At 62.9% G+C, this 21,013-nt stretch carries 21 protein-coding genes; 16 read left to right on the top strand and 5 right to left on the bottom strand.

Annotated features, from left to right (window positions below):
• Nucleotides 1-306: 306 nt before the first annotated feature.
• Nucleotides 307-1,002 carry an endonuclease NucS gene (gene nucS, locus M1D88_RS13480; RefSeq protein WP_247042899.1) on the bottom strand — a complete coding sequence of 232 codons (696 nt, stop codon included), beginning with the start codon at nt 1,000-1,002 and terminating at the stop codon, nt 307-309.
• Between the two features lie 75 nt (nt 1,003-1,077).
• Between nucS and M1D88_RS13475 the strand changes: the two genes are divergently transcribed.
• Nucleotides 1,078-1,443 (top strand): ATP/GTP-binding protein, encoded by a 366-nt coding sequence (locus tag M1D88_RS13475; RefSeq protein ID WP_458111328.1) that lies wholly within the window; start codon nt 1,078-1,080, stop codon nt 1,441-1,443.
• A 68-nt stretch (nt 1,444-1,511) separates the two neighbouring features.
• Nucleotides 1,512-2,309 carry an alpha/beta hydrolase gene (locus tag M1D88_RS13470; protein WP_458111327.1) on the top strand — a complete coding sequence of 266 codons (798 nt, stop codon included), beginning with the start codon at nt 1,512-1,514 and terminating at the stop codon, nt 2,307-2,309.
• Between the two features lie 43 nt (nt 2,310-2,352).
• On the opposite strand, the gene M1D88_RS13465 is transcribed toward M1D88_RS13470, so the two are convergent.
• Nucleotides 2,353-3,645 (bottom strand): AI-2E family transporter, encoded by a 1,293-nt coding sequence (locus M1D88_RS13465; RefSeq protein ID WP_458111326.1) that lies wholly within the window; start codon nt 3,643-3,645, stop codon nt 2,353-2,355.
• A 202-nt stretch (nt 3,646-3,847) separates the two neighbouring features.
• Between M1D88_RS13465 and M1D88_RS13460 the strand changes: the two genes are divergently transcribed.
• The 8 genes from M1D88_RS13460 (at nt 3,848) to M1D88_RS13425 (ending at nt 13,564) form a co-directional block, all read left to right on the top strand.
• Nucleotides 3,848-5,638, top strand: coding sequence for a hypothetical protein (locus M1D88_RS13460; protein WP_458111325.1), 1,791 nt, complete (start codon nt 3,848-3,850; stop codon nt 5,636-5,638).
• Nucleotides 5,639-5,686: 48 nt separating this feature from the next.
• Complete coding sequence (locus M1D88_RS13455; RefSeq protein ID WP_458111324.1) at nt 5,687-6,691, top strand: co-chaperone YbbN; 1,005 nt, start codon at nt 5,687-5,689, stop codon at nt 6,689-6,691.
• Complete coding sequence (locus M1D88_RS13450; RefSeq protein WP_458111323.1) at nt 6,691-7,791, top strand: NADH:flavin oxidoreductase/NADH oxidase; 1,101 nt, start codon at nt 6,691-6,693, stop codon at nt 7,789-7,791. The genes M1D88_RS13455 and M1D88_RS13450 overlap by 1 nt, the downstream gene beginning before the upstream one ends.
• A 72-nt stretch (nt 7,792-7,863) precedes the next feature.
• Nucleotides 7,864-8,658, top strand: coding sequence for an ABC transporter ATP-binding protein (locus M1D88_RS13445; RefSeq protein ID WP_458111322.1), 795 nt, complete (start codon nt 7,864-7,866; stop codon nt 8,656-8,658).
• The gene (locus M1D88_RS13440) at nt 8,640-10,211 is read left to right on the top strand and encodes a transporter (protein WP_458111321.1); all 1,572 of its coding nucleotides are present in this window, start codon (nt 8,640-8,642) and stop codon (nt 10,209-10,211) included. Before M1D88_RS13445 ends, M1D88_RS13440 begins: the two co-directional genes overlap by 19 nt.
• Before the next feature lie 24 nt (nt 10,212-10,235).
• Nucleotides 10,236-11,018, top strand: a complete 783-nt coding sequence (gene nagB, locus M1D88_RS13435; RefSeq protein ID WP_458111320.1) for a glucosamine-6-phosphate deaminase — start codon at nt 10,236-10,238, stop codon at nt 11,016-11,018.
• 94 nt (nt 11,019-11,112) lie between these two features.
• On the top strand, nt 11,113-11,442 hold the full coding sequence (locus M1D88_RS13430; protein WP_247042931.1) for a DUF3039 domain-containing protein: 330 nt from the start codon (nt 11,113-11,115) through the stop codon (nt 11,440-11,442).
• 343 nt (nt 11,443-11,785) lie between these two features.
• Complete coding sequence (locus M1D88_RS13425; RefSeq protein WP_458111319.1) at nt 11,786-13,564, top strand: DEAD/DEAH box helicase; 1,779 nt, start codon at nt 11,786-11,788, stop codon at nt 13,562-13,564.
• A gap of 3 nt (nt 13,565-13,567) precedes the next feature.
• Here M1D88_RS13425 and M1D88_RS13420 read toward each other — a convergent pair whose 3' ends face one another.
• Both M1D88_RS13420 and M1D88_RS13415 read right to left on the bottom strand, forming a co-directional pair.
• Nucleotides 13,568-14,206, bottom strand: a complete 639-nt coding sequence (locus M1D88_RS13420; RefSeq protein ID WP_458111318.1) for an isochorismatase family protein — start codon at nt 14,204-14,206, stop codon at nt 13,568-13,570.
• Nucleotides 14,207-15,535, bottom strand: a complete 1,329-nt coding sequence (locus M1D88_RS13415; protein WP_458111317.1) for a nicotinate phosphoribosyltransferase — start codon at nt 15,533-15,535, stop codon at nt 14,207-14,209.
• A gap of 110 nt (nt 15,536-15,645) precedes the next feature.
• Between M1D88_RS13415 and clpS the strand changes: the two genes are divergently transcribed.
• From clpS to rdgB, 6 genes are all read left to right on the top strand, one after another.
• Nucleotides 15,646-16,014: an ATP-dependent Clp protease adapter ClpS gene (gene clpS / locus M1D88_RS13410; RefSeq protein WP_458111316.1), complete on the top strand. Its 369-nt coding sequence runs from the start codon at nt 15,646-15,648 to the stop codon at nt 16,012-16,014.
• Nucleotides 16,007-16,585, top strand: coding sequence for a DUF2017 domain-containing protein (locus M1D88_RS13405; protein ID WP_458111315.1), 579 nt, complete (start codon nt 16,007-16,009; stop codon nt 16,583-16,585). The genes clpS and M1D88_RS13405 overlap by 8 nt, the downstream gene beginning before the upstream one ends.
• 141 nt (nt 16,586-16,726) lie before the next feature.
• The gene (gene murI, locus M1D88_RS13400; RefSeq protein ID WP_458111314.1) at nt 16,727-17,752 is read left to right on the top strand and encodes a glutamate racemase; all 1,026 of its coding nucleotides are present in this window, start codon (nt 16,727-16,729) and stop codon (nt 17,750-17,752) included.
• Nucleotides 17,749-18,546 (top strand): MBL fold metallo-hydrolase, encoded by a 798-nt coding sequence (locus M1D88_RS13395; RefSeq protein WP_458111313.1) that lies wholly within the window; start codon nt 17,749-17,751, stop codon nt 18,544-18,546. Before murI ends, M1D88_RS13395 begins: the two co-directional genes overlap by 4 nt.
• An 84-nt stretch (nt 18,547-18,630) precedes the next feature.
• Nucleotides 18,631-19,389, top strand: coding sequence for a ribonuclease PH (gene rph / locus M1D88_RS13390; protein ID WP_458111312.1), 759 nt, complete (start codon nt 18,631-18,633; stop codon nt 19,387-19,389).
• Nucleotides 19,386-20,072, top strand: a complete 687-nt coding sequence (rdgB, locus tag M1D88_RS13385; protein WP_458111311.1) for an RdgB/HAM1 family non-canonical purine NTP pyrophosphatase — start codon at nt 19,386-19,388, stop codon at nt 20,070-20,072. Before rph ends, rdgB begins: the two co-directional genes overlap by 4 nt.
• A gap of 107 nt (nt 20,073-20,179) precedes the next feature.
• Here rdgB and M1D88_RS13380 read toward each other — a convergent pair whose 3' ends face one another.
• Nucleotides 20,180-20,950, bottom strand: coding sequence for a VTT domain-containing protein (locus M1D88_RS13380; RefSeq protein WP_309106580.1), 771 nt, complete (start codon nt 20,948-20,950; stop codon nt 20,180-20,182).
• Between the last annotated feature and the right edge of the window lie 63 nt (nt 20,951-21,013).

The raw sequence follows: 21,013 nt of genomic DNA, 5'->3' as shown, positions 1-21,013 counted from the left end.
CCCGGAACCGGGTTTCAGCTGCAGAAGCTTCGCGCTCGCAACATGTCTTGCGAGCATGAAAAACACCTACACAAAGACTGATATAAGAATTTCACGCGAGCCGCGTCAGGTCAACGGTCAAAACGTGCAAATACGTAAAATTTGCGTGAAAAACACTCGAACTTCAACCGGGTTAGCCAGGCACAGCAGCCGGAACTGCGGTGATGACGTGAGCCGTCAGCGCTGCGCGCAACCAGGACGACAGCTCGCGAGCCTCACAGGTCGTCAGAGGTTGCCTTGGGAGGAGACGAGTTCCATGCATCGAGCTTAGAAGAGGCGTGACTCGCTGTCGTCAACACCGCGCATGGCGTCGTAGTCGAGGGTTATGCAGTCGATGCCGCGGTCGTTGGCGAGGACCTTGGCCTGCGGCTTGATCTGTTGGGCTGCAAAAATGCCCCGGACAGGGGCCAGCAACGGATCCCTGTTAAGCAGCTCAAGATACCGCGTCAATTGTTCAACGCCATCGATGTCGCCGCGGCGTTTCAGTTCAATGGCCACGGTGGCGCCGTTTGCGTCCCTGGCGAGGATGTCTACCGGTCCGATAGCGGTGAAGTACTCGCGGCGGATGAGGGAAAAACCGGAGCCCAGGGTTTCGATCTGTTCGGCCAGCAGCCTCTGCAGATCAGCTTCGACACCGTCCTTGATCAGGCCGGGGTCCAGACCCAAATCATGGGAGGTGTCGTGGAGATGCTCATGGATGTTGATGATGAGGCGATCATCGGTTTTGGCCGACTGAACTGTCCACTGCTCCGTGACCCCTACCTCCAACTCAACTTCGTCCGGGGACGAGACTCTGAGTACGGCAGGAGGGCTCATCCAGTTCAGCGGCTTGTAGGATCCGCCGTCGGAGTGAACCAGCACGGAACCGTCAGCCTTGACCAGCAACAGCCTGGTGGCAAGGGGAAGATGGGCTTTGAGTCTTCCGACGTAATCAACTGAACAACGGGCTATGACGAGGCGCACCCGGTACACATTACCGGGTGGCCGCCGTTCGGACTGTCTCAGCGGGCGGGCTCCGAAATGGGGCAGAATGAAACCATGCCCCGCTCCAACCGTCCTCGCCGCCGCCCCGCCTCAGGAAAACCGGGGCAGGGAAAAGCAGGTCCGGGAAGACCTGTCAGACAAGACGGCGGCGAGGTTCCTGAACTGGATCTTGAAAGGGCGCGCTCAGGCTTTACCCGGCGCGAAAGTGCGCCTGACGGTGAATGGATGGTGCGGCCCATGACGGCCAAGAGGGCTGAGAAGGCGTACATCTGCCCGGGCTGCTCCACAGCAGTGCTTCCCGGGATCGCGCATTTGGTCGTTTGGCAGGACGATCACCTGTTCGGAGCGGCCGCCGGGCTCGCTGAGCGGAGGCACTGGCACACGAACTGCTGGACCTCCCGAAGCTACCGCCACCGCTGAAACCGCCACCGCTGAAACCCCGGGCGCTGAATCTGCCGCCGGCAGAGAGGGTGGCTAAGCTGATAGGCATGACTTTTGACCCGGCGTCGTACGCATTCTCCCCGTCCTCAGGCCCCGCCGCGATCCGGGCCTCCACCGTTCTTCCTGCACTGCGCGAAAACGTGGAAATCACCACCGACGACGGGCATGTGCTAGTGGGTGAGCTCGCAGTGCCAGAGTCGGGAGAGATCAGGGCCACGCTGATCACCCTCCACCCGCTGCCCACGCATGGCGGCTTTATGGATTCCCACGTGTACCGCAAGGCCTCCTACCGTCTGCCTGCGCTCGCGGGGATCGCCGTCCTGCGGTTCAACACCCGCGGAACGTCATCCCCCCGGGGGACTAGCCAGGGGAAATTTGAGGAGGGCATCGGTGAACGCCATGACGTGGAAGCGGCCGTCCGCTTCGCTGTCGAACGCCGGCTGCCCAACCGGTGGCTCGTCGGGTGGTCCTTCGGCACAGAACTCGCCCTGATGTACGGTGCAGCGGAACCGGTGGCTTCGCAGGTGGAGGGCGCAATCCTTTTGTCGCCCCCGCTGCACCGGGCAACGGACGTGCACCTGAAGGAGTGGGCTGCCTCCGGCAAACCCCTAAAGGTCCTGGTTCCCGAACACGACGATTACCTGCAGCCGGCAGCAGCGGCGGAACGGTTCAGGCTGGTTCCGCAGGCAAAGGTTGTAGGAGTCGACGGCGCCAAGCACTTGTGGGTGGGGGAGAAGTACGCTGCGCGGGCCCTTAACGAAATCGTGGCGAAAGTGATCGGGGAAGATGCAGCCTCGGAGCTGCCCCAGGAGTGGAACGGGCCGATGGCCACGGCAGCCCCGTAGTGCCTGTTGCTTAGGGCTTGCTGCGCTTAGTGTTTGCCGTTCCCTAATGCTTGTCCTGGCGGACGATGAAGATCTCGCGGACCAGCAGCATGATGGCCGCCGCAGTCGGAATGGCGATCAGGGCGCCAAGGACGCCCAGCAGGCTGCCGCCGGCAATGACTGAGATGACGGCAACGGCGCCCGGCACGGCAACAGCCTTCTGCATGATCCGCGGGGAGATGAAATAGGCCTCGAACTGCAGGTAAGCGAAGTAGCAGATCGCATAGCCGAGCGCGGTTTGCCAACCGGCCGTGAGGGCAATCAGTGTTACGAGGATTCCCGCAATGAGCCCGCCCACCAGCGGAATGAAGGCGAGCAGGGCCACCACAAAAGTCAGCAGTACTGCGAACGGAATGCCAAGCACCGACATCACAATGAAGGCGAAGGTTGCGTTGAGTCCGGCAACCGCCGCCTGGCCGATGACATAGTTGCCGACCGACCCCGTGATTTCCTCCGAGAGTGCTTCCACCCTGGCGCGGCGCGACCGAGGCGCCAGCCGATAGGCCCACTTCTTCATGTTCGGCAGGGCCGCCAGGAAGTAGAGACTCAGTACGAGGACAATCAGGGTGCCGAACAGGCCGTTGGCCACGGTGGATCCGAAGCCAAGAACTCCGCCGAAAATGCCGCCCATTGCTGCGGGATCATTGACGAACTTTTCCAGTTCCTCGGTGATCCGGTCCCGTACGCCAAACTGGTCATCGAGCGTGCGGAACAGATCGGAGTTGATGAAGTCACGGACCCAGACCGGCGCCTGCTCAACAATCTCAGTGACCTGCTCAACGATGGTGGGGATCAGTGTGGCGAAAAAACCGGCGACGGCCGAGGCCAGGACGGCAACGGCAACGAGGATACCCACAGGCCGGGGCAACTTTCGGCCCTCAAGCCAGCGCACCACCGGATCCAGTCCCAGGGCGATGAAAAGCGCCGCCACAATCCACAGCAGCAGCTGCGTCGTGTTGGATCCGATCCAGTAGACCAGCAAAGCCATCCCGACGCCAACGGTCCCCATGAAGCCCACATAGACGGGATGCTGGGCAGACATACGTGGTCCGGGAGCGCCGAACCGCTCAGCGTCTTCCCCGCTTAGCTGTTCGTCATCGATGTGCTCGGGCGGCATTTCGAAGCGCACGCGCGGCTGGGCTCCGGGCAGTGGCTGGCGCAGCCGCCGGATGACCGATCCAAGGAAAGCGGCCCGGGGCGGGTTCTTTGCGGGCCGTTCAACGGAAACAGGTTCCGGGGCAACGGATCCCTGGAGATCTTCCTGTCCTGAGGGGGACGAATCCGTGTGTTCAGTCACAGCTTTTTGTGCCCTTTTCCGTGCATGTTTCTATGCGTTACACCGCCTTCGGCGCCGGTGTGATGATCATCGCAAACACTATCAGCAGGCCCATTGGGGCCCGGGTGAAGCGCCGCGGAGGGGCGTCGATTGAACGTCGCACCCAACCCCAAACTCAGAGATTGGTAACAAAACGGTTACTATTGAAAGCAAACCCCCGCTGATGATAGGTGATTCTTTGCGTTTCAAGACTGCAGTTGCACTAGTGCTGCTCGGCCTCCTGGTGTTGCTGGCCGGGATCGGACAGAAGACAATCTGGGCCCCGGCCGAGACCGTAACGGCCACGGCGCCCTCGGACTCCGCTGCCGCGCCCCTGACCGTCATAGACCAAAAGCTGCGCACACACGGCGGAGGAACGGTCAAGATCAGCGTCAAGGGCGAAGGCAGCTTCCTGCTGGCCACGGGCCGCCCCGATGACGTCAGCGCGTGGGTCGGAAAAACCGCCCACAACACTGTCTCGGGTGTGTCCGAGGACAGCAAGTCACTGCAGGTGACACACACTGACGGTGAAGCCACGTCACCGACGCCCGCCGGTTCGGATCTCTGGGTGTCCACGGAGAACGCCAGTGGCGACCTCAACTACACCTGGAATGCACCTGCCGACGGCGAATGGAGCCTGTTGCTCGCTTCTGACGGTACAAAGCCGGCGCCGTCGTCCATTTCCATGACGTTCGACAACGACACTTCAACTCCCTGGGCAGTGCCCTTTATGGTCCTGGGTGCGCTGATCATGCTGGCGGGCCTTGCATTGCTGATGTTCAAGCCCAAGCGCGGCAGGAACAGGCGCACAGGTGGAACGGGCGGCATTGACAGCACCCACCCGGACCACGACTCCACGTCTGCAGACCGCGGAAGCGCCTCTGGCTCAACCGCTGTCAACACAACCCGAGTCAACTCCACCATGCGTATGAGCGGTCTTCGCCGGATGGGCTTGGCCCGCGGCGGCTTCATCGTTGCCGCGCTCACTGCCACTGCGGTAGCCGGAAGCGGTGTTGCCGCCCAAGCCACGACGCCGGCTCCATCGCCCTCCGCAGCTTCTTCCGCCCCGGCTGAGCCGGAGGCAGGAGAGGAAGCTCCCGTCCTGTTGGACGCGCAGCTCCGCCGGATCCTGGAGCAGGTAGCCAGCACCGTTGACACAGGCGACGCCGCGAAGGATGTCGAAAAGCTCAGGGGCAGGGTCGCTGGAACCGAGCTGGATGTCCGCGGGCAGAATTACAAGATCCGGTCGCAGGTGGGATCGTATGAGGCCCGCATGCCCGTACGTGCCACGAAACAGCTCACGGCAGTTGTCCCCGGTAAGAGCGATTGGCCTCGGTCAGTACTCGCGGTGACGCAGGGTGAGGGCAACGTGGTCCCGCAGCTCCTCACGCTGGTGCAGGCGGGCCCGCGGGAAAACTACAAGCTGGTGCTCACCACACCGCTGCAGCCGGGAACCACGCTCCCGGCCATTGGGACTGAGGGCAGCGAGTCCTTGGCCGCCGGTGACAAGTCAGGCCTCCTGTACAGCGGCGAGGAAGCTCTCGCCGGTCTGGGTGATCGCCTTACCAAGGACGACTCCACGTTCAAGGACAAGCTTGTTGAAGGCCAGTCTTCGCCATACATCGCCGACACCCTCGCCTACCAGGCAGATGCGGTGAAGTCGGGACCGAACGGCAATTTCGCCTTCACCCACAAGGTTGACCCGAAGCAGACAGTTGTCTTCCGGACGGCCGACGGCGGCGCCCTGGTGCTGGGCCGCCTCGACTTCGCCTTTGACGGAACGCCCAAGGCCTCCGGCGACAAGCTGACCATCGGGGATGACGCTGCAGTCCTGGCTGGCGGCAAGGAAACCACATCAGGCATGGTCCTGAACTTTGCTGAGTCAGTTGCCGTGTACGTGCCGCCCACGGGTTCCAAGGACCCCATGAAGCTGGTAGCGGCAACCCGTGGACTCATCGGGGCAAGCTTCAAGTAGCATCCCGGGTTGACGCCGGCAACGGCCGGAGTGGCTAGAGTGGAAGCTATGAGTTCGCCAGCTTCCCGCCCTGTCCCTCCGGCCGCTGCCAGTCAGCTGAACCTTCGCGGCGCCGTCGATCTTTCCGCCCTGAAGCAGCGCGCTGCCTCAGGATCGCCTTCAGGTCCGCCCGCCGCCCAGAGTTCCATGCCCGGCTCCGCCGGGGGAGCTGAGCGCCCCGCCGGTGGACGCCCGCTTCGTGTGGCCGCCACGGAAGCGAATTTCCAGGAACTCGTTGAGCTTTCCACCCAGGTGCCGGTTGTTTTCGCACTGTGGGCAGGGTATTCGCCGGGTTCTGAAGCCATGCTTGACGTCCTGGAACAAATCATCAACGGCTATGACGGCCGGCTGGTCCTGGGAACAGCCGATATTGAGGCGTTCCCGCAGCTTGCCCAGGCCTTCCAGGTCCAGGCCGTCCCCACGGCTGTTGCGGTGGTGAAGGGCCAACCCGTACCGCTTTTCCAGGGTGGCGCTGATGAACAGCAGGTACGAAGCCTGTTGGACGAGCTGCTGAAGGTTGCAGCGGCCAACGGGGTAAACGGCAGGATCGGCGGTTCCGAAGAACCAGCCGGGGAACCAGAGCCAGCCCCGCTTCCGCCTTTGCACCAGGAAGCGTTCGACGCCATCGAAGCCGGCGACTTTGCTGCCGCGGCAGCTGCGTACCGGAAGGCACTGGCAGAAATGCCCTCGGATCTGGAGGCCAAGGCCGGGCTGGCCCAGGTTGAGCTGATGGGCCGTTTGCAGGCGCTGTCGGTTCCCGAGGGTGAGGCGCTGCGCAAGCTCGCGGCAGACGAGCCGGACAATCTTGAGGCACAGTTGGCGGTTGCTGATCTGGATCTTGCCGGCGGGCACATTGAGGATGCGCTGAACCGCGTGGTTTCGTTTATCGGCAGGAATTTCGGTCCTGAGCGCGAGACTGCCCGGGTGCGGCTCCTTGAATTCTTTGAAGTTGTAGGTCCCTCGGATGAGCGGGTGGCCAAGGCGCGGCAAGGACTCGCCAGGGTTCTTTTCTGATGGGCTCAGTTCTCTTCACGCCTCTGACATTGCGTTCAATGACGCTGCAGCACCGGGGGTGGGTCTCACCCATGTGCCAGTACAGCTGTGGGGTTGAAACCGGCGAAGGGGTGCCCAACGACTGGCATCTGATGCATCTGGGCTCGTTCGCGGCAGGGGGCGCAGCCTTGATTCTCACGGAAGCTGCGGCGGTAAACCCTATAGGCAGGATCAGTCCGCTCGATGCGGGCCTCTACAACGATCAGCAGGCCTCGGCGTGGGAGCGGATCATCCGGTTTGTGCACCTGCATGGCGCAGCTGATGCCAAGATCGGAGTGCAGCTGGCCCACGCCGGACGCAAGGGCTCCACATACTGGCCCTTTTCCGGGCGGAACGGTTCAGTGCAGGAGGCCGACGGCGGTTGGGCCACTGTCGGGCCAGGAACCGGCGCCTTTGACGGCTACGCTCCTCCATCTGCAATGACTGAAGCGGACATTGAGGGTGTTATCAGGGATTTCGCCGCGGCCGCGGTCCGGGCGGTGGATGCAGGCTTCGATACCGTGGAGATTCACGGTGCCCACGGCTACCTGCTTCATGAATTTCAAAGTCCCTTGGTGAACGACAGGACCGACGCCTGGGGCGGCAGCGAGGACGGCAGGAACCGGCTGATGCTCGCAGTCATCGATGCCGTTCGGGATGTTATCCCGGATTCGATGCCTTTGCTGCTCCGCATTTCCGCCTCCGACTGGGCTGAGGGTGGAGTGGAGGTGGACCACGCTGTGCGGCTGGCCCGCCAAGCGGCAGAGCGCGGTGTTGACCTCGTTGACGTCTCAAGCGGCGGCGCTGTGGCGCATCAAAAGATCCAGGCGGGACCGGGATATCAAACTGGCTTCTCCTCCCGTATCCGGCATGAGGCTGACGTCGCCACGGGAACCGTGGGACTTTTGACGTCCGCCGGCCAGGCAGAACACGCTGTAGCTACCGGGCAGGCGGACGGGATCTTCATTGCCCGCGCCGCATTGCGTGATCCCCACTGGTGGCTCAGGGCGGCCTTCGAACTGGGGCACGACATTTCCTGGCCACCTCAGTACGAGCGCGCCAGGCCACGTCACTCTTTCTGACGATTCCTCTGCCCGCAGGATTCCTCCTTTCGGACGAGTCCGGCGGAGGCAGGCGGCGGATAGTGTGGAATCATGACTCTTCCTCTGCCGGACCAGCCAAGCCTGCCGCCATCCGTACCGGCTCTGTCCCTGCGAGGGATAGCGAAAAGGTTCGGAGGCAAGATCGCCGTCGACGGAATCAGCCTTGATGTGCCGTCCGGTTCCTTTTTCGGGATAGTCGGTCCCAACGGGGCGGGTAAGACCACCATGTTGTCGATGGCCACCGGGCTCCTGCGCCCGGACTTCGGAACTGCTGTGGTGCAGGGTGTGGATGTGTGGGCGCATCCGCTGGAGGCAAAGAGGCTGATGGGAATCCTGCCTGACGGAGTACGCCTGTTCGACAGGCTGACCGGGGAACAGCTGGTCACATATGCCGGTCTCCTGCGGGGGATGGATCGGGCTGTGGTTTCCTCGCGTGTCCGGGAGCTGTTGGAAGCGTTGGACCTCACCCAGGACGCAGGAACACTGGTGGTGGATTATTCGGCAGGTATGACGAAGAAGATAGCCCTCGCCTCGGCCTTGATTCACGCGCCCCGCGTTCTTGTGCTGGATGAGCCTTCCGAATCCGTGGACCCCATCTCGGCTGCCAACATACGTGACATCCTTGACCGTTACGTCGCTTCCGGCGGGACCGTGATTGTGTCGAGCCATGTGATGGACCTCGTGCAGCGGATGTGTGACCATGTGGCCGTTGTTGCGGCGGGCCGCCTGCTTGCCGCCGGCACCATTGATGAAGTGCGTGCCGGAGCCAGCCTGGAAGACCGTTTCGTCCAACTGGTGGGCGGCCGCAGCAAGACGGAGGGGCTGGAATGGTTGCGCACCTTCTAAGGCTAAAGCTGACGCTGCTCCGCAACAGTTTCCGGCGGAGCCCATGGCAACTTATTGGCCTTGCCATTGGCGGCTTGTACGCTTTAGGAACCGCCGGAATCTGCGCCGTCGCCCTGATCCTGCTGCGCTCTGCAGAGGTGGAGCTGGCACAAACATTCGTTGTTCTGGGTGGAGCCACCGCTGTCCTGGGGTGGGCCGTTATCCCGGTGGTGGCTTCCGCCGTCGACATGACGCTGGATCCTGCACGATTCACAACCTTCAGCGTGCCCATGCCCAAATTGCTGGCCGGGCTCGCTCTTGGCGGCTTGATCGGAATTCCTGGTCTGGCCACAGCCGTTGTCGCGCTTTCCACAGTAGGAACCTGGTGGCGTGGCCCGTTGGAGCCAATCGCTGCCCTGGCCGGCGCCGTCCTGGGGGTCCTCACCTGCATTGTGCTTTCCCGGGTGGTTACCACGGCAACCGCCGGCCTTGCTGCTTCCCGTCGGTTCAAGGACGCCAGCTCCCTTGTTTTTATGATTCCCCTCATCCTGCTCGGCCCGCTCGCGGCTGTAGTCACCAGGGGAATAGCTGAGTCGGCGGATTTTCTCCCTGGCTTCGCCAGCACTCTGTCGTGGACGCCTTTGGGCGCAGCCTGGTCACTCGGCGGCGATGTCTCGGCGGGGGACCCGGGCGTGGCGGTCCTGAAACTCCTCATCGCCATAGGGTCGCTTGCTGGCCTGACGTGGTGTTGGAAGGTCCTCCTGGAGCGCGCATTGGTCTCACCGCCCTATGCCGGGAGCTCACGGCGCAAAGGGGGGCATCTTGGCCTGTTTTCCCTCCTTCCGGCCAGCCCCGCAGGAGCAGTCACGGCCCGCGCGTTGACTTATTGGCTCAGGGATCCGCGCTACTCGGGATCGCTGGTAGTCATTCCCCTTTTACCGGTCCTGCTGTTGTTCCAGGGAAGCCAGACCGGCGACTATGGCGTCCTGACGGTGATCGGCCCCCTGACCGCCTTCATACTGGCCTGGGCAATCTCTGCTGACGTCTCCTACGACAACACCGCCTTCGCCCTGCATCTGGCCAGCGGTGTACGCGGACTTGATGACAGGCTGGGACGGGCGACGGCGTGCCTGGTGTTCGCTTTGCCGGTCACGGTGGCCTTCAGCATATTTCCCTTCGTGGTCACCCAGGACTGGATCAAGCTGCCAGGAGTCCTTGGCTTCTCGCTGGGCATCCTGCTGACCGGGCTTGGGCTGGCTTCTGTGGTGTCGGCGAGATACACCGTTGCGGTTCCCCTGCCGGGTGACAGCCCGTTCAAGAAGCCGCCAGGAAATGTGGCACAGACTCTGGGGGTCCAGTTCGGAGGTATGGGTGTGCTGCTTTTGCTCGTGTCTCCGGAAGGCGTGTTGCTCCTGTTGCAGTTTGCCACCGGGGAGCCGCTGTTCGGCTGGATAAACTTGGCTGTAGGTCCGCTCCTGGGCCTTGTGATGTTCGGGACCGGGGTCCGGCTCGGGGGCAAGTGGCTCGACACCCGCGGTCCGGAACTGCTCGCGCAACTTTCCGTCAACCGGTAGCAGAAAACAGAAAGCTGGCAGATTTTGGAAGTTGTAATCCTGTCCGGGACTGCACGGATAGCATCTTTGGCAGCTGATGCCATTGAGGCGCTGCTCCTGCGGAAGCCTGATGCGGTCCTGGGGCTGGCCACAGGCTCCTCGCCCTTGCCCATCTATGACGAGCTGGCACGGCGGCATGACCGGAACGGACTGGATTTCAGCAAGGCCCAAGGGTTCGCCCTGGATGAGTACGTTGGCTTGGAACCCGGTCATGAGCAGTCCTACCGCGAAGTCATTCGGCGTGAATTTACGGACAGGGTGAACATCTCTGAGGCCAACGTGCACACTCCTGATGGTGCGGCAGAGGACATCCCGGCTGCTTGTGAGGCCTATGAAAATGCAATCAAGGAGGCCGGGGGAGTTGACCTGCAGATACTGGGCGTGGGGACAGACGGTCACATAGGATTCAACGAGCCCGGATCATCCCTCGCTTCCAGGACGAGGATCAAGACGCTCATTGAGCAGACACGCCGCGATAATGCGCGCTTTTTTGGCAGCGTGAATGACGTACCGCACCACGTCATCACGCAGGGCCTTGGCACGATCATGGAAGCGCGGCATGTGATCCTGGTGGCAACGGGTGCCCAAAAGGCGCAGGCGGTCCATAACTTCGTCGAGGGCCCCGTGTCCGCTATCTGTGCGGCATCGGTCCTGCAGATGCATCCGCACGCCACCGTCCTCATTGATGAAGCCGCAGCATCCTCCCTCAAACTGGCTGACTACTACCGCCACAGTTATGACAACAAGCCTGCCTGGCAGGGTTTATAGCCCCAAGGGTTGCCAGGCTGCCGCCGACGGCGAGGGACCGTTCCGCCGTCGGCCACCGATGCCGGTCGCGTTACTGTCTGCTCCGGACGCTAAGATGGATGGCATGACAAGCACGACGGATCCCTTCGAAAACGACCCGATGCGCGAGCTCTCCGGAGCCGGGGGCTCCACCGCCACCATTGAGCGCGAAGAACTCCGCCAGGAAGTGGAACCGGGTGACCGGGAGCGGTTCTCGCACTACGTCCGCAAGGAAAAGATCATGGAGTCCGCCCTTTCCGGCGAGCCCGTGATCGCACTCTGCGGCAAGGTGTGGACCCCAGGCCGCGATCCCCAGAAGTTTCCGGTTTGCCCCATGTGCAAAGAGGTCTACGACGGCCTTCGCCCCGGCAATGACGGCGGCAAGGGCTCGGGCGACAAGAAGTAGAATCGCGGGCTGAAATGCCCGGATGTCGTCCAGCCGGGTGCTCTGGAACCGTGAGCAAGCCGGCTACTTGACGCACGGCTGAGAGGCGCCGGCCGTCATCTACGTCTGGTTTCAGACGCAGGTGACTGCCGAAGCCTGGCTGGACTCGTTCTGATTCCCGGCACTTAATTCCCTTGCGCCTGGCCTGTCATCCCGCTGCGCCCGTCAGGCGATTGCTACCTTTGATACGGGAGAACTGTCCGCAGTTCTCTTCCGACCCGGTCCATCCGGAACAGATTGGTGTTTTTGTGGTTATTTGTGTTGCGCTGACAAGAGGTACCCTCCCGGGGAACGTGGGCGCAGCATGACCGAGACGCTCTTTGGCGGACCCACCCTGCCTCCCGCCTACCCGGAGCGGGCCGCCTGGGGAACCGCCCAGAAACTCAGGGCCTGGCAGCAGGAAGCCCTGGACAGGTATTTCACGGCACAACCCAAGGACTTCCTGGCTGTAGCAACCCCGGGTGCAGGAAAAACCACTTTTGCCCTCCGCGTCGCCTCGATGCTTATAGAGTCCGGTGCTGTAAACCGCGTGACCATCGTGGCGCCAACCGACCACCTGAAACGGCAGTGGGCTGACGCCGCAGCCAAGGTGGGGATCGCGATTGACCCTAACTTCAAGAACGCCGACGGCCAGCACGGCCGGGGGTTCATTGGTGTTGCCGTCACCTACGCCCAGGTTGCCAGCAAGCCCATGCTGCACCGGGCAAAAACGGAAGCCGCCCGCACTCTGGTGATCCTTGACGAGATCCACCACGGCGGCGAGGCGCTCTCCTGGGGCGACGGCCTGCGGGAGGCCTTTGATCCTGCAGCACGCCGTTTGTCGCTCACAGGGACCCCCTTCCGCTCCGACACTTCCCCTATTCCCTTTGTTGAGTACGCCGAAGACCGGGATGGCATCCGCCGCTCCAAAGCGGACTATACATATGGTTACGGAAACGCTCTCCGCGACCACGTAGTCCGCCCGGTCATGTTCATGGCCTACTCCGGACAGATGCGGTGGCGTACCAGCGCTGGTGAAGAAATGGCAGCTTCGCTCGGTGAAGCCGCCGTCACCAAGGACGTTACCTCCCAGGCCTGGCGGACGGCGTTGAACCCGGCAGGGGAATGGATTCCGGCCGTGCTGGCCGGGGCAGATAAACGGCTTAGCGAAGTCCGCCGTACAGTTCCCGACGCCGGTGGCCTGGTCATCGCGACGGATCACGAGGACGCAAGGGCCTACGCGGGCCAGCTGAAGAAGATCACCGGTGAATCGCCCACAGTGATCCTTTCCGATGACGCGAAAGCCTCGAGCAAGATTGAGGAATTCACGGCAAGTGACAAGCGGTGGATGGTCGCCGTCCGGATGGTCTCTGAAGGCGTGGACGTTCCACGGCTCTCAGTGGGCGTCTACGCAACATCCACGTCGACCCCGCTGTTTTTTGCCCAGGCTGTGGGAAGGTTTGTCCGCGCGCGGAAGCGCGGCGAAACGGCGTCGGTATTCCTGCCATCCGTTCCCCAGCTGATGGCGCTTGCCAACTCCATGGAGGCCGAACGCGACCATGCGCTGGACCGCCCCGAGAAGGAGGACGGCGATGGCCTCTTCAACCCGGAAGATTCGCTGATGGATGAGGCGAACCGCGAGGAGAAAGCCTCAGATTCGCTGACCAAGGGCAAGTTCGAGGCGCTGGATTCCCAGGCATCCTTTGATCGGGTGCTGTTCGACGGCGGTGAGTTCGGTACCGGGGGCGAAGTCGGTTCCGAGGACGAGATGGACTTCCTGGGCATTCCGGGGCTTTTGGACGCCGAGCAGGTGGGAACGCTGCTGAGGCAGCGCCAGCATGAACAGCAGAGCCGCAAGAAGCTGAGGTCACCGGAGGCAACTGCTCCCGCCGCAGCTGTTCCGGACCACCGCATGCTGATGGATCTGCGGAACGAGCTGGCCAAGAACGTTGCCGCCTGGTCTGCCCGGACCGGTACACCGCACGGCGTTGTCCACACCAAACTGCGAACAGTGTGCGGCGGGCCTCCCGTGGCGCAGGCCAACGAAGAGCAGCTTCAGAGCCGCCTCCGCAAGCTGCAGGATTGGTTTATCGGCCGGAAGTAGCTCTTAGGCGAGGTCGACGCCGCCCAGTTCCATTTCAGCGTAGGCATCGTCGAGATCAGGAGCGATCCCGGCTGTCAGTTCACGCATCACGGTGACCGAGTAGCCCGCCTGGACAGCGTCAAGGGCCGTGGCCATCACGCAGTAATCAGTGGCGAGCCCAACGACGACGACATCCTCCACGTCATGGCTCTGCAGCCAATCGTCCAGGCCGATGGCGTCCTCGTCCGCGGCGAATGCTTCGGCGTCTTCCACAAGGGGCGCCCCTCCAGGCTTCCGTTCACCGGTAGGAACAGCGTCCTCCGGCGCCAGCACACCCTCGAAGCCTGAGTAGGCTGCGGTGTATTGGCCCTTCTGGAAGTAGGCGTCGATGTATTCGGTGTCGAGGTCCGGGTGCAGTTCAGCACCGCGGGTACCGGCCACACAATGCGGGGGCCAGGTGTCAACGAAATCCGGCTCTTCCGCGAAATGGTCCCCGGGCTGGATGTGCCAGTCCTGTGTGGCCACGATGTGGTCGAACTGGTTGTGATGGGCATCCACATACTCACTGATGGCCGCTGCAACCTCTGCACCGCCCTTCACCGGAAGGGATCCCCCTTCGCAGAAGTCATTCTGCACATCAACAATGATCAGGGCACGGGACATTCAGTCCTCCTCGTAAACAGTAGGGATGGCGGGTTCGCCACGCTGCAGGCGGTTGACCACAGGGGGCAGTTCCGCCATTGAATCCATATGCCGTTGGCGGGCCCGGACAACGCCCTCGGGTCCCGTCCAGCCAGGCAGTAGTTCGCCGTTCTTGATGAACTGCTGGAGGAGCATCCGGTCATTTCCGTCGTCCTCGGGGAGTTGGCCGACTCCCAGGATTTCCTGCGAGGCAATGCCCTGCTCATTCAGCCTGCGCAGCGCGTATTTCCGCCCTCCCCTGCTCGCCTTGTTCTTGGCGGCTTTAGCCACTGAGACAAAATTGCCGTCGTCGTCGGTCCGGCTCACCAGTTTGTAGACCATGCTTGCGGTTGGAGCGCCCGAGCCTGTGACCAAAGATGTTCCGACACCGTAGGAATCCACGGGTGCGGACTGCAGCGCCGCGATGGCGTACTCGTCCAGGTCCGAGGTAACCACAATTTTGGTGTTGTGGTTGCCGAGGTCGTCCAGGAGCTGCCTGACCCACTGGGCCTGCGCTATCAGGTCGCCGGAGTCCAGGCGGACGGCGCCCAAGGAGGGCCCCGCAAGCTCGACGGCGGTTCGGACGCCCGCTTCGACGTCGTACGTATCCACAAGCAGGGAGGTGCCGGGGCCCATCGAGGCGATCTGCGCCTCGAACGCCTGCCGCTCCGTGTCATGGAGCAGGGTGAACGAATGGGCGGCGGTGCCGACAGTTTTGATCCCGTACCGGAGGCCTGCCTCCAAGTTTGAGGTGCTGGCGAAGCCGGCGACGACGGCGGCACGGGCGGCCGCTGCAGCGGATTCCTCCTGGGTGCGGCGGGAACCCATTTCGATGCATGGACGGTTTCCGGCAGCCGTGACCATTCGGGAGGCCGCAGAGGCGATGGCGCTGTCATGGTTGAGCACTGACAGGACATAGGTTTCAAGAATGCACGCTTCAGCGAAGGTAGCTTCAATGATCAGGATGGGGGAGTAGGGAAAGTACGCTTCGCCCTCCGCATAACCCCAGACGTCCCCAGAGAACCTGTACGTGGACAGATACTCCAGCGTCTCCTCGTTCACGATCCGGGTGCGGCGCAGGAAATCGAGTTCAGCAGGCCCGAAGCGAAAGTCGGCTATGCCCTCAAGCAGCCGTCCGGTACCGCCAACAATGCCGTAACGGCGGCCGTCGGGGAGGCGCCGGGCGAAGGCCTCGAAGACGCATTTCCGCTGGGCTGCGCCGGAGTGCAGAGCGGCCTGGAGCATGGTCAGCTCGTAATGGTCGGTGTACAAGGACGTCCGGGGATGGTCCCGGCCAGCAGGGGTACTCACAAATTCACTCTAGTCCCCACCGGCTCCCACGTCTCGCTTCGCTTCGCCGCGGGGCCCGCGCCAGCGTGGGCCCATCCGGCGTGGGCCCAGCATCCCCATAGAATGGACAGATGACCCTCAGCGTTGCGCTCGGCCCCGATACGAAAGAGAGCACCCAGACCGGAACAGTGGTGTCAGCCGATTCCCTGACCGCCCCGGACGTCCCCTGGAACCTCGTGATCTGGAACGATCCGGTGAACCTGATGAGCTACGTCAGCTTCGTTTTCCGGAGCTACTTCGGATATTCGGAGAGCAAGGCGGACAAGCTCATGATGGAAGTCCACAAGAAGGGCCGCTCCATCGTGGCCCACGGCAGCAAGGAACAGGTGGAGCAGCACGCCGTCGCAATGCACGGCTATGGACTGTGGGCCACGGTGGAGAAAGCCACCAGCGGCGGCAAGGACGGCACCTCCGGCAAGGGCAAGGGAAAACGTGGCTAAGGCATTCAAATACGGGCTCAGGGGAATCAGCGGCTACCTCGAACCGGCCGAACGGGAGCTGCTGCGGAGCCTTTTCGCTGACGTCATCGCCATGCTGGAGCCTGAGGAGCGGGAGAACCAGGACCCCCTCTCTGCGCTGATCGGACTCGACATGGAGGTCCAGGAACCCACTGACAGGGCGGTCCGGCGGCTCCTTCCCAACGTCATGAAGGACGACGGCGCCGCGTCACTGGAGTTCCGGCAGCTCACGGAACGCTCGCTCCGAGAAGGCAAGATCGGCGCCCTGCGGGCTGCCTCGCTGGGCCTGGACAAGGACGATCTGACCCTGACGGAGACTGACGCCAGGCATTGGTCTACAGCGCTCAATGACGTCCGGCTGGTGCTGGCTGAGCGCCTGGATATCCAGGATGAAGCCGACGCCGAACATGTCCATCTGATGCAGGACTGGTCCCAGGCTGAAGACGTGGAAAGCTACCTGGCCCTCGTATACAACTTCACCACGTGGCTTCAGGAGTCGCTGGTACAGGCGATGGTGCATTCGCTGGACACCCAACCCGGCCCGCGGCGTTGATCAGCACGGAGGTGCCCCACGCTCCGCAGTACTGTCCGGCCTTCCGGTCTCCATGCCAACGCTTAGTGTGACTCAACAGACATGAGCCAAGGGACACATCTAATGGCCGGAGCCAGTGCGAAGCCCTATCCTCGAATAATCATGACTTCAGCATCGAGCATGGATCCGGCAGCGGGAGCTGTAACGGAATCCCAGACAAGCAGCACCTCGTCCACTGCTCCCAGCAATATGGGGTCCCGGCCGATAGGTGTCTTCGACTCGGGCGTCGGGGGACTGACCGTTGCCCGGTCCATCATTGACCAGTTGCCCAACGAATCCATCCTTTACGTCGGCGATACCGCCAACGGCCCGTACGGCCCGCTCCCTATCGCGGAAGTGCGCGCCAACGCCTTGGGCGTGATGGACGAACTGGTGGATTCCGGGGTCAAGCTGCTGACCATCGCCTGCAACTCGGCGTCGGCCGCTGTGCTTCGGGATGCACGCGAACGGTACACAGCCCGTTACGGCATCCCTGTCATCGAAGTCATCCAGCCGGCAGTCCGGCGGGCGGTGGCCGCAACGCGGAGCGGGCGGATCGGCGTCATCGGAACCTCGGCAACAATCGGGTCACGCGCCTACGACGACACGTTCGCAGCAGCTCCGGACCTGGAGATCACATCGGTGGCCTGTCCTGCCTTCGTCAGCTACGTGGAGGCCGGGATTACAACAGGATCCGAACTGCTGGCTGTCGCCCGCGAATACCTCGACCCGCTGAAGTCCGCGGGCGTGGACACTGTGGTCCTGGGCTGCACGCACTACCCCCTGCTCACCGGCGTGATTTCCTTCGTGATGGGCGACGACGTCACCCTCGTCTCCAGCGCCGAAGAAACCGCCAAGGACGTCTACCGTGCGTTGGCCACCCGCGGCCTGGAGCGGAAATCCGTGAGTCCGCCGGAACACCACTTCATTGCGACGGGCGATGCGGAGCAGTTCGAGTCCCTTGCCAGGCGTTTCCTCGGCCCGGAGGTGCTCAGCGTGCAGCATGTAGCCCATGTTGCTGCCCAGTACCCCACCGGCAGCCTGGCGCGGATCACTCCGGAAATGATTGCCGCCGCGCGCTCTGGGGGAGTTCGTCCCCGAACCTCCAATTTTGTGGAAAACTCCATTGCAGGAGGTTCCGCGACGTGAAGCTGACCATAGTGGGCTGTACAGGGTCCTTTCCGGGGCCGGGATCGCCGGCGTCGTGCTACCTCCTGACTGCCCACGACGGCGAGCGGACCTGGAAGATAGTCCTGGACCTGGGCAGCGGCGCCCTTGGCGCCATCCAGCGTTACACGGATCTGGAAGACATCGACGCCATCTTCCTGACCCACCTGCACCCGGACCACTGCATGGACCTGTGCGGGCTCCATGTCGCAGTGCGGTGGAAGCCGGGCGGTTGGGGCCGGGACCGAATACCAGTGTGGGGGCCAGCTGCAACGGCGGACAGGATGGCTACCGCTTACGGGCTTGAGCTCAATCCGGGCATGCATGAGGAGTTCGACTTCAGCAACTGGGCTGAACGCCAACCGGTTGCCCTGGGACCCTTCACCGTTACCCCGTTCGCCGTCAACCACCCCGTCGAAGAAGCGTATGCCTTGCGGGTGGAGGTGACGGAACCGTCCCGGGAAGGGGGTCCTGTAACAAGGGTCCTCACCTACTCCGGGGATACCGATTCGTGCAGCGGGCTGGAAGAGGCGGCGAAGGACGCGGATCTCTTCCTCTGCGAGGCCGCGTTTGAAGAAGGACGCGACGACGCCGTCAAGGATGTGCATCTGACGGGAAAGCGTGCCGGAGAGGCAGCTGCTGCGGCTGGTGCCCGCCGCCTGTTGCTGACGCACATTCCGGTATGGACGTCCCAGACCACCGTCATGGCGGAGGCACGTCCGGTGTTTTCGGGGGATGTGGCCGTGGCCGTGGCTGGAGTGCACTACACGGTGTGAGTGTCTCCCGCCCGAGCCGGGCGAGCTGGTCGAAAGGGCCCTTCAGGCGCGGGCCACGCCATTGGGAGTGGATAAGCTAGGGGCATGACTTCTGAAGCACTGACCACCCCTGTTATCCGCGCCGACGGCCGCACGCCTGACCAACTCCGCCCCATCAGCATCACCCGCGGCTGGTCCAAGCAGGCTGAGGGTTCTGCGCTGATTGAGTTCGGAAACACCAGGGTCCTGTGCACCGCATCGCTGACTGAAGGCGTGCCCCGTTGGCTCAAGGGCGAGGGCCGCGGCTGGGTAACTGCTGAGTACGCCATGCTGCCCCGGGCAACGAACACCCGCTCTGACCGGGAGTCCGTCAAGGGCAAAATCGGCGGACGCACCCACGAAATTTCCCGCCTGATCGGCCGCTCGCTCCGGTCCATCATTGACACAAAAGCACTTGGCGAAAACACCATCGTGCTGGACTGTGACGTCCTCCAGGCCGACGGCGGTACCCGCACCGCTGCCATCACTGGCGCCTATGTTGCCCTGGCCGAGGCCATCCGCTTCGCCCGCGAGAACAAAATCATCTCCCGCAATGCACAACCTCTGATCGATACCATCGCAGCTGTGTCAGTGGGGATCATCGACGGCGTCCCGATGCTGGACCTGCCGTACGTGGAGGATGTGCGCGCCGAGACAGACATGAATGTTGTAGTCACCGGTTCCGGCAAGTTCGTGGAGGTCCAAGGGACCGCCGAGGGAGCGCCCTTTGACCGGGACGAGCTGAACAAGCTGTTGGACCTTGCTCTCCTCGGAACCGGGCAACTGGCAGTCATCCAGCGCGAAACCCTCGCGGAAGCCCCGTGACGGAAACGGCTGGCACGCACCACCCGCTCCTTGTCCTGGCGACCCATAACAAGGGAAAACTCCGGGAGCTGCGCGAACTGTTGCGCGGTCAGGTCCCCGGGCTCGACGTCGATACCCAGGTCATCGATGCCTCCGCCGCAGGTGCGCCGGATGTCCCTGAGACCGGGGTGACCTTCGCCGAGAACTCCCTCCTCAAGGCACGGGCTGTGGCGGATGCGACAGGACTCCTGGCCATTGCCGACGACTCAGGACTGGCAGTGGATGTCCTGGGCGGCGCACCGGGGATTTTCTCGGCCCGCTGGTGTGGCCGGCACGGCGACGATGCAGCGAACCTGGAGTTGCTGCTCGCCCAGCTCTCCGATGTACCTGACAGCCATCGTGGAGCAGCCTTCGTCTGCGCGGCAGCCCTGGCAGTCCCCTCCAGCCCGGGGACAGAGGCTTCCGGTGCCGTAGATCCGGGCTCTGACGGTACCCAGGTGGTGGAATACGGCCAGCTTGAAGGGATGTTGCTGCGTGAACCCCGTGGCGACGGCGGCTTCGGCTACGATCCGATTCTGCAGCCGATCGGCTATGACCGCAGCTGCGCGGAGTTGAGCGCCGAGGAAAAGAACGCGATCAGTCACCGCGGCAAGGCGTTCAGGGCCCTGCTGCCGGCCATCATCGACGCGCTGGCCCGGCACTAGGACCCGCCCGCCAGACAAAAACGGCCCTCCCCCGCATGAGCTTTGCTGGCCAGCAGCGTTCATGTGGGGGAGGGCCGTCTTTACCTCGTGACCGGGAAGATCAGGAGTTACGGGTTGGTTTTGCGTTCGTTCTCCGGGGCGTGCTCTTCGATGAACTCGTCCACTGCATCCGTGCCGTAGGCCGCGGCCTGCCGCTTGGCCGAGATTCCCTTGAGGACCTCGATGCCGATCGGAATGACGGAGACCAGGACAATGATGATGAAGATGATGTCCAGGTTGTCGCGGACCCACGGGATCCGGTCGCCCAGCAGGTAGCCAAGCAGCGTAACGCCGCCGCCCCAGAGGAAGGCGCCGATCACGTTGAACAGGAAGAACTTCCGCTTGCTCATCTGGGCAACACCCACGATCACCGGAACGAAGGTCCTGATGATGGGGACAAACCGGGCCAAGATCAGCGCTTTGCCGCCGTGCTTTTCAAAGAATGCATGGGCCTTGTCCACGTTCTCACGCTTGAACAGGCGTGAATCCGGCTTGTTGAAGATCGCAGGCCCGGCCTTGGAGCCAATGAGGTAACCAGTCTGGTTTCCCACGATCGCAGACACGATGATCAGGGCGGCAAAAAGCCAGATGTTGAACTTGATGGTGTCAGTCGCAACGAGCAGCCCGGCCGTGAAGAGCAAGGAGTCACCCGGAAGGAAGAACCCGATCAGCAGCCCTGTTTCAGCGAAGATGATGCCGCAGACCAGAAGCACTACCCACGGGGCCAACGCAGGGTCTGCCAGAAAAATCTGGGGGTTAAGCCAGTCAGGCAGGAACGAGGCCAGGTGCGGTTGTACGGGCCCCGCACCCCCCAAAGCGGACACGGCAAAGTCACTCATCGCAGTTAGATTCACGCTTCTAGGTTACTGGACTGATCCTGTGGACTGGCGCACCGGGCCTTC

Source organism: Arthrobacter sp. R1-13 (assembly GCF_054161475.1).
The sequence above is the reverse complement of the archived record's forward strand: the minus strand, read 5'-3'. Positions and strand labels throughout refer to the sequence as shown.

What these genes read in the sequence shown, in the direction of transcription:
- M1D88_RS13475 (WP_458111328.1), top strand. Translation starts at nt 1,078, where the DNA reads ATGCCCCGCTCCAACCGTCCTCGCCGCCGCCCCGCCTCAGGAAAACCG.
- M1D88_RS13470 (WP_458111327.1), top strand. Translation starts at nt 1,512, where the DNA reads ATGACTTTTGACCCGGCGTCGTACGCATTCTCCCCGTCCTCAGGCCCC.
- M1D88_RS13460 (WP_458111325.1), top strand. Translation starts at nt 3,848, where the DNA reads ATGATAGGTGATTCTTTGCGTTTCAAGACTGCAGTTGCACTAGTGCTG.
- M1D88_RS13455 (WP_458111324.1), top strand. Translation starts at nt 5,687, where the DNA reads ATGAGTTCGCCAGCTTCCCGCCCTGTCCCTCCGGCCGCTGCCAGTCAG.
- M1D88_RS13450 (WP_458111323.1), top strand. Translation starts at nt 6,691, where the DNA reads ATGGGCTCAGTTCTCTTCACGCCTCTGACATTGCGTTCAATGACGCTG.
- M1D88_RS13445 (WP_458111322.1), top strand. Translation starts at nt 7,864, where the DNA reads ATGACTCTTCCTCTGCCGGACCAGCCAAGCCTGCCGCCATCCGTACCG.
- M1D88_RS13440 (WP_458111321.1), top strand. Translation starts at nt 8,640, where the DNA reads ATGGTTGCGCACCTTCTAAGGCTAAAGCTGACGCTGCTCCGCAACAGT.
- M1D88_RS13430 (WP_247042931.1), top strand. Translation starts at nt 11,113, where the DNA reads ATGGATGGCATGACAAGCACGACGGATCCCTTCGAAAACGACCCGATG.
- M1D88_RS13425 (WP_458111319.1), top strand. Translation starts at nt 11,786, where the DNA reads ATGACCGAGACGCTCTTTGGCGGACCCACCCTGCCTCCCGCCTACCCG.
- M1D88_RS13420 (WP_458111318.1), bottom strand. Translation starts at nt 14,206, where the DNA reads ATGTCCCGTGCCCTGATCATTGTTGATGTGCAGAATGACTTCTGCGAA.
- clpS (WP_458111316.1), top strand. Translation starts at nt 15,646, where the DNA reads ATGACCCTCAGCGTTGCGCTCGGCCCCGATACGAAAGAGAGCACCCAG.
- murI (WP_458111314.1), top strand. Translation starts at nt 16,727, where the DNA reads ATGACTTCAGCATCGAGCATGGATCCGGCAGCGGGAGCTGTAACGGAA.
- rph (WP_458111312.1), top strand. Translation starts at nt 18,631, where the DNA reads ATGACTTCTGAAGCACTGACCACCCCTGTTATCCGCGCCGACGGCCGC.
- M1D88_RS13380 (WP_309106580.1), bottom strand. Translation starts at nt 20,950, where the DNA reads ATGAGTGACTTTGCCGTGTCCGCTTTGGGGGGTGCGGGGCCCGTACAA.